General features: G+C 48.4%; 6 protein-coding genes. 1 reads left to right on the top strand and 5 read right to left on the bottom strand.

What is annotated here, in order from left to right; translation table 11 throughout:
• Positions 1 to 14 precede the first annotated feature (14 nt).
• From leuB to C234_RS0108845, 5 genes are read right to left on the bottom strand one after another with little or no spacing between them, the layout of a single operon-like run.
• Complete coding sequence (leuB, locus tag C234_RS0108825; protein ID WP_027325462.1) at positions 15 to 1,085, bottom strand: 3-isopropylmalate dehydrogenase; 1,071 nt, start codon at positions 1,083 to 1,085, stop codon at positions 15 to 17.
• A 32-nt stretch (positions 1,086 to 1,117) separates the two neighbouring features.
• The gene (locus C234_RS0108830; protein WP_027325463.1) at positions 1,118 to 2,647 is read right to left on the bottom strand and encodes an alpha-isopropylmalate synthase regulatory domain-containing protein; all 1,530 of its coding nucleotides are present in this window, start codon (positions 2,645 to 2,647) and stop codon (positions 1,118 to 1,120) included.
• Complete coding sequence (gene leuD, locus C234_RS0108835; protein WP_027325464.1) at positions 2,623 to 3,216, bottom strand: 3-isopropylmalate dehydratase small subunit; 594 nt, start codon at positions 3,214 to 3,216, stop codon at positions 2,623 to 2,625. Before leuD ends, C234_RS0108830 begins: the two co-directional genes overlap by 25 nt.
• Positions 3,217 to 3,237: 21 nt before the next feature.
• Positions 3,238 to 4,632 carry a 3-isopropylmalate dehydratase large subunit gene (leuC, locus tag C234_RS0108840; RefSeq protein ID WP_027325465.1) on the bottom strand — a complete coding sequence of 465 codons (1,395 nt, stop codon included), beginning with the start codon at positions 4,630 to 4,632 and terminating at the stop codon, positions 3,238 to 3,240.
• Positions 4,633 to 4,636: 4 nt separating this feature from the next.
• Positions 4,637 to 6,133, bottom strand: a complete 1,497-nt coding sequence (locus tag C234_RS0108845; RefSeq protein WP_027325466.1) for a 2-isopropylmalate synthase — start codon at positions 6,131 to 6,133, stop codon at positions 4,637 to 4,639.
• A 541-nt stretch (positions 6,134 to 6,674) separates the two neighbouring features.
• Here C234_RS0108845 and C234_RS0108850 point away from each other — a divergent pair.
• Entirely contained in the window at positions 6,675 to 8,063 is a 1,389-nt protein-coding gene (locus C234_RS0108850; RefSeq protein ID WP_027325467.1) for a transposase, read from the top strand.
• Positions 8,064 to 8,242 lie beyond the last annotated feature (179 nt).

Below are 8,242 nucleotides of genomic sequence, written 5' to 3' on the forward strand. Positions count from 1 at the left end.
GCAGCAGGTTATTATCAACCACGCTTCCGGCTTTCAATAAACCTGACAATCCACTGCCCCACTTCATCGGTTCCGTATCCGGATTCTCCTGCGACTTGTATCTCAGGAGTACGGACTTTCGCTTCCAGCGATGCGTCCACCGCTCTACGGATGAGGGCGCCTTCTTCCTTACAGTCGAAATGTTCGAAGAGCATCGCCACCGATAAAATCTGAGCCAACGGATTCGCGATATTCCGGCCTTTGGCTTGCGGCCAAGAACCATGAATAGGCTCGAAAACCGGAGTGCCTTCGCCGATGGAAGCAGAAGGAAGCAATCCCATCGAGCCGCTGATGACCGAACCTTCATCCGTCAGGATATCGCCGAAAGTATTCTCCGTCACCATCACATCAAAGAAAGAAGGCTCCTGAATCATGCGCATGGCTGCATTGTCCACATACATATAGTCGGTCAGCACTTCCGGATAACACGGTGCCATCTCTTGTGCAATCTGACGCCACAAGCGGGAGGAAGCCAGGACATTAGCCTTATCTACTACCGTCAGATGCTTTCTGCGTTTCATCGCATACTCGAAACCGACTTTCAGAATACGTTCGATTTCGGGACGGGTATAATAATTGGTGTCATACGCCTTGTCGTTGTCCTGATATTTCTCGCCGAAATACATGCCTCCCGTCAGTTCGCGAATACAAACGAAGTCGGCGTTTTCTATCAACTCGGCACGCAAAGGAGATTTGTGCAACAGGCATTTGAAGGTTTGTACCGGACGGATGTTCGCAAACAATCCGAGTTTCTTGCGCATCGCCAGCAATCCCTGTTCGGGACGCACCTTCGCCGCAGGGTCATTGTCGTACTTCGGATCGCCCACCGCAGAGAACAGCACGGCATCTGCCTGCCGACAAACACGAAACGTCTCTTCCGGAAACGGATCGCCGGTTTTATCGATGGCATCCGCCCCGCAAACCGCATATTCATAACTCACCCGGTGACCAAACCTCTCACAGACGGCACTCATCACCTTCACTCCCTGCACGGAGATTTCCGGCCCGATGCCGTCGCCTGCCAATACAGCTATTTTAAACTCCATATTCTTTTTTCTGTTTTTATGTTCCTCTGTTTTTATTCTTCAATAAGATTCAGCATTTTGATTGTCGCTTTAATAGCCGCTTCCGTCTGGTCGGCATCCAGTCCGCGCGTACGGAACACCCGATCTTCGTAGCTCCATGTGATAACGGTCTGCACAAACGCGTCCGTCCGCCCGCCCGGCGGAATAGTCACGGAATAGTTTGTCAGCATCGGGAACTTCCTTTTCAGCGTCACCTTATATATTTTACGCAAAGCCCGCACAAACGCGTCATACTGTCCGTCGCCGCTCGAACTCTCTTCATATTCTTTCCCGTTGATTTCGATGCGCAGTGTCGCCATCGGCTTCAGTCCATACGCAAGATTGACGATGTAGCTCAATAATTTCACCTTATCGCCGATCATTCCGTGCTTGAGCACATCCGAAACGATGTACGGCAAATCCTCTTGCGTGACAAGTTCTTTTTTATCGCCCAGTTCGATGATACGTTCCGTCACCTTACGCATGGATTCCTCGTCCAGATCGAGCCCGAGATTCTGAAGGTTTTTGCGGATATTCGCCTTGCCGCTGTTTTTCCCCAGCGCATACTCGCGTTTCCGTCCGAAACGTTCGGGCAGAAGATCGTTGCAATACAAATTGTCTTTGTTATCGCCGTCGGCATGCACGCCGGCAACCTGCGTAAACACATTCTCGCCCACAATCGGTTTGTTGGCGGGAATCACAATGCTGGAGTACGACTCTACCACCCGGCTGACATCATTCAGCCGGCTCTCGTCGATATTGGTGACGGCGTTGAAATGATCTTTCAGAATGGCCTGTACGCTGGCGAGAGGAGCGTTGCCCGCCCGTTCGCCCAACCCGTTGATGGTGGTATGCAAGCCCTTCACTCCGCTCAACACGGCAGCCAACACATTGCTCACTGCCAGGTCGTAATCGTTGTGCGCATGGAAATCGAAATGCACCTCCGGATAACGCTTCTTCATCTTCCGCATATATTCAATCACCTGCAACGGATTGAGTATGCCAAGCGTATCGGGCAGCATGTAACGCTTTACGCTCGTTCCCTGCAAGCCGTCCATCAGCTGAAACACGTATTCGGGAGAATCCTTCATGCCGTTGCTCCAGTCTTCCAGATACACATTCACCGATATGTCCTGCTCGTCGGCATAACGAATCACATCGAGAATATCTTCAATATGCTCTTCGGGAGTTTTTTTCAACTGCTGCCTGCAATGTTTCAACGAACCCTTGCAGAGCAGATTCAGCACCCGGCAACCGGTTCGCTGTATCCAGTCGACCGAAGTTTTTCCGTCGACAAACCCGAGAACCTCCACTTTGTGAAGCAGGTTGCGCCGGGCCGCCCAGTCGCATATCATCTTCACAGCCTCGAACTCCCCGTCTGAAACGCGTGCCGACGCCACTTCCACCCGGTCGACATTAAGATCTTCCAGCAGCAGGCGGGCAATCATCAACTTCTCATGAGGCACGAAAGAAACCCCGCTCGTCTGTTCGCCGTCGCGGAGTGTCGTGTCCATGATTTCTACTCTGACACTTTCTTTTCCCATGCTTCTATTTTGTCTTTATTGCTCAATAAAAAATCAATATCGTCCAATCCGTTCATCAAACAATGCTTTTTATACGCATTTATTTCGAAATGTTCGCTCTTACCGGTCGCTTTGTTCGTAATGGTCTGCCGGGGAAGATCGACTTCGACTTCCGCTTTCGGATCGGCATAAACGGTATCGAAAAGTTCTTTCAGGAAGGCTTCGGTCACCACCACGGGAAGAACGAAGTTATTCAGCTCGTTATTTTTATGGATGTCTGCAAAGAAGCTCGAAACAACCACACGGAAACCGTAATCGGCAATCGCCCAAGCTGCATGCTCACGGCTCGAACCCGAACCGAAGTTCTTTCCGGCAACCAGAATCCGACCGCCATAAAGCGGGTTGTTCAAAACAAAATCTTCGTTCAAAGAACCGTCCGGATGGTATCGCCAGTCACGAAACAGATTCTCTCCGAAACCTTCTCTGGTTGTCGCTTTCAAAAAGCGTGCGGGAATGATTTGATCCGTATCCACATTCTCGAGGGGGAGAGGCACACAAGTGCTCGTCAGTATATTGAATTTCGTTTTCATATCTTCAACTGCCATTTAAAATCATATAAACACTCTCGGATCGGTAATCACGCCGGTTACCGCCGCTGCCGCAGCCACCAGCGGACTGGCCAGCAATGTGCGGCTTCCCGGCCCCTGACGCCCTTCAAAATTACGGTTACTGGTAGAAACCGCATACTTTCCGGCAGGGATTTTATCGTCATTCATTGCCAGACAAGCCGAACACCCCGGCTGTCGAATCACGAACCCCGCCTCGGCAAGCACCTTGTCTATTCCTTCTTCACGGATCTGCGCATCCACCATCCACGAACCGGGAACCAGCCAGGCAACCACGCCATCGGCCTTTTTCCTTCCTTTCACCACAGAGGCAAAGGCCCTGAAGTCCTCGATGCGCCCGTTGGTACAAGCGCCGAGAAACACATAATCGATCTTCTTGCCCAACAAACGCTCTCCGGGAGAAAAGCCCATATAGTCGAGCGATTTCATAAACGATGCCCGCGTCACTTCATCCATGTTTTCCGCAACCGGGATATGTTGCGTGACTCCCATCCCCATTCCCGGGTTCGTGCCGTAGGTAATCATCGGCTCTATATCGGCGGCATGGAAACGAACTTCTTTATCGAATACAGCATCGTCATCGCTCTTCAATGTTTTCCAATAGGCCAGCGCCTTCTGCCACGCTTCACCCGTAGGAGCATGCTCGCGTCCTTTCAAATATTCGAACGTCACTTCGTCGGGGGCCACCATACCTCCCCGCGCTCCCATCTCGATGGAGAGATTGCAAAGCGTAAGCCTGCCCTCCATCGACAACCGCCGGACAGCCGAACCTGCATATTCCACAAAATAACCGGTGGCGCCGCTTGTAGACATTTCCGCCATCATGTAGAGAGCAAGATCCTTAGCCGTTACCCCTTTGCCCAATTCACCGTCTATGGTGATGCGCATCGTTTTCGGGCGAGACTGCAATATACATTGGGAAGCCAGAACCATTTCCACCTCACTCGTGCCGATGCCGAAAGCGATCGCCCCCAAAGCGCCGTGAGTGGACGTATGCGAATCTCCGCAAACGATCGTCATGCCCGGCAAAGTCAAAGCACGCTCCGGACCCACCACGTGAATGATTCCGTTCTTCGGGTGCATCATTCCGTAATGAGTCAACCCGAATTCTTCGGCATTTTGCTTCAGCGTATCCACCTGAGTCCTCGAAACCGGGTCTTCAATCGGCTTGTCCTGATCGTGTGTCGGAGTGTTATGGTCGGGCATGCAGAACACTTTTTCGGGACGCAGCACTTTCAGCCCCCTTGCACGAAGCCCTGCAAACGCCTGCGGGCTGGTCACTTCGTGGCAATACAACCGATCGATATAAAGTTGCGTAGGACCGTTCTCGACCGTAGCCACCACGTGCGCATCCCATATTTTGTCAAATAACGTATTCATGAATCTATATTTTAAATTTATTGATACAATCTATATAAGCCTCGACGGAAGCCGCTATGATATCGGTGTTGGCTCCGAATCCGTAATACATCTGTTTGTCGTACTCTACCTGCATGTGCACTTTCCCCATGTCGTCACTTCCTTTGCTGATGGCCTGAATGGTAAATTCCTTCAGCGTCATGTTACGGTCCACAATCTTCTTCAAGGCCTTGATGGCAGCATCTACCGGCCCATTGCCCGTAGCACAGGCTTCAAACTTCTCACCCGAAATGTTCAATCCCAGGCTCGCTACCGAACGAACACCTACTCCGCTCGTCACTTGCAGATAGTCTAGCTTAATCCGATGGTTCTGTGTCCGGTCGGCTCCTGCCAATACCAGGATATCATCATCGTTGACGTCTTTCTTTTTATCCGCCAGCTTCAAGAATTCTTCGTACACCTGATCCAGTTTCTCCTGCTCGAGTTGCACTCCTAAAACAGAAAGGCGGTTTTTTAGTGCCGCCCGTCCGCTGCGGGCAGTAAGAACGATTGAATTATCATCGACTCCTACTTCACGGGGATCGATAATCTCATACGTATGCGCGTTCTTCAGCACACCGTCTTGATGGATGCCCGAAGAGTGAGCGAAAGCATTCCGCCCCACAATCGCCTTGTTGGGCTGTACAGGCATATTCATCAAACTGGAAACCATACGGCTGGTGGAATATATCTTGCGGGTATTGATATTCGTCCGGATATCTATTTCATGATGACTCTTCATGATCATCGCTATTTCCTCGAGCGCGGTATTTCCCGCACGTTCGCCGATACCATTGATTGTTACCTCCACCTGCCGCGCTCCGTTCAATATACCGGCTACCGTATTTGCCGTAGCCATTCCCAAATCGTTATGGCAGTGGGTTGAAATAACGGCATTGTCGATACCTTCCACATGATCGACCAGGTATTTTATCTTAGCCCCGTATTCCGCAGGAAGGCAGTATCCGGTAGTATCCGGAATGTTTACCACCGTAGCGCCCGCTTTAATCACCGCTTCGATGACGCGCGCCAGATATTCGTTATCGGTACGTCCGGCATCTTCGGCATAAAACTCTACATCCTCTGCAAAACGGCGTGCATACTTCACGGCAGCAACCGCCCGTTCGATGATCTCCTCCCGATTCGAACCGAACTTATACTTAATATGCGAATCGGAAGTTCCGATACCGGTATGGATACGTTTACGCTTGGCAAAACGCAGCGCTTCCACCGCCACGTCGATGTCTTTCTGTACGGCACGTGTCAAAGCGCAGACAGTAGGCCAAGTCACCGCTTTCGAAATCTCTATCACGGAATTAAAATCGCCGGGACTTGAAACAGGAAAGCCGGCTTCAATCACATCCACTCCCAAAGCCTCCAAAGCCTTTGCCACCTGAATCTTTTCCACTGTGTTCAACTGGCATCCGGGTACTTGTTCGCCATCCCGAAGCGTCGTATCAAAAATAAACAACCTATTATCCATATCATTATTTTTTCTCAAAGATTCCTATAAACAAAAAAACCTTTCACACCGGGAAGTGAGAAAGGTTTTCGTTTATCCTTTAATTATACATATTTATGCACAGCACCCACTTCCACTAACCCTCGATAGTAGAATAATAATACCGCTCAACAAAATATGTATAAACATTTGATTCATATGCTTGCCATTAATTGGATAAGACAACGCAAAGGTATGGATAAATTCTTTATTTCCAAATAACACATCACATTTTTGCACATCGAACAAACATTTTATAAGCAAATCTCTTTATTCAATAACAAAATTACGTTATCGGGCGATTGAGTAGCAAGACAATGAGGTAATCCAGCGGGTGTATCAATCAAAGGAATAAGCATTAAACAGAATTTCGGTAAATTAGGGATAGTCGCACAAAAGAGTTTAAAATACAACCAATTGATTGTCAGATTGATAAATATTTGGTATCTTAGTATCAGAAAATAAAAAATCCCCCGAACCTCTGGTAAAGGTCAAATTCGGGGGAAATGAAGTTGAAAACCTCATGGCAAAAGTACAAAATTTATCTGATATACAGCAAGAGATTGCATTTACTGAGTTTGATTTTTATCGTCGATATGAAGAAACTTTCAAATCCAGTGAACTTGGCCGCATCAAGTCACATCTTCCTCTTGGAGAGATGGCACTATCGTTTGGTTTGATAGATGCGGCTCCGAAGAGTATAAGAGTTAAGAGAGGAAGAAAGTGTTTCTTTACTCCTGAGGGTAAGGTGGCGTTAGCGTTCTTGAAGATGTATACCGGGTTGTCGGCTCCGAAGTTAATGGATGCTCTGAATGGAAACATTCATTATCAGATTTTCTGCGGAATTCGTATTAGTCCTGAGAGCCGGTTGACAAACTACAAATTAATTGACAGCATATTGTTGGAACTGTCCAAGAAGTTGAAGATACAGGAGCAGCAGAAGATACTTGCAGATGCTTGGAAGCCATACATGAAGAATCTTGATACAGTCTACACAGATGCGAGCTGCTATGAAAGCCTGATGCGTTTCCCGACCGATGTGAAGTTGCTTTGGGAATGTGTCGAGAGAGCATATAAGATGATGTGTTGTATCAGTACCAGACTTGGCGAGCACAGGAAGAGAACGAAATACAATGACATTGAGAAAGCGAACCTGGCTTATAGGAAGCAGCGCAAGCACACTTACAAGCAGACTAGGAAGATGATAATGAGACTGCTTTCCTTGCTGGGCAAGATACTCGGTGAGATCCGCAGACAGATGCGTATTCATCCGGGTAATGAACTCTTGAATGACAAGCAGTTGGATATACTTGAGAGGATTACGATGGTATATCGACAGCAGAAGAAGCACTTTAGGAGTGGCGACTCCCGCGAGAGCATACCGAATCGAATAGTAAGCCTCAGCAAGCCTTATGTGAGACCGATAGTCAGAGGCAAGGAGACCAAGACTGTAGAGTTTGGAGCGAAGTGCAACAATATATTGATTGATGGAATATCGTTCATTGAGAAACTCTCTTTTAATGCGTTTAATGAGGGTACCAGACTGAAGCATTGTGTATCCTTGGCACGGAAGCTTACCGGTGAGCAAGTGACAAAGATAGGTGGTGATCAGGGATACTCTGGCAATGTCAATAGGACTTTCTGTAAGGAGAACAAGATAGAAACCTCATTCACCCGGAAAGGCAGAACGGGAAAGAATGAAGTTAAGAATGCGACAAAGAGGGAGTTGGCAAGAGTGCGGGCTACAGCAATGGAAGGTTCATTCGGAACTCAGAAGGAGCATTACGGACTACGAAAGGTAGCCGCAAGGATAAAATCCACAGAGATCTTACTGATTTTCTTTGGCATCCACACGGCAAATGTTGTCAGCCTCGCAAAGAGAGAAGCAGAGCAAAGGAATCTTGCAGCCTAAAGTTCCACCCGTGGAACCCAACTTTACGGAGGTGGTGGCTCCAAACGTGATTGAAAATGAAAAATCGGCTCTAAAACGGAGCCGATGATATAGAAATAACGATGAGTGCAATCGCAAAAATACGGGAGAGTCTGCCGGTTGACTCAAATGGAATAAATTAAATGACTTTCCCTAAATTA

This window comes from Bacteroides pyogenes DSM 20611 = JCM 6294, assembly GCF_000428105.1.
Lineage (GTDB): Bacteria > Bacteroidota > Bacteroidia > Bacteroidales > Bacteroidaceae > Bacteroides > Bacteroides pyogenes.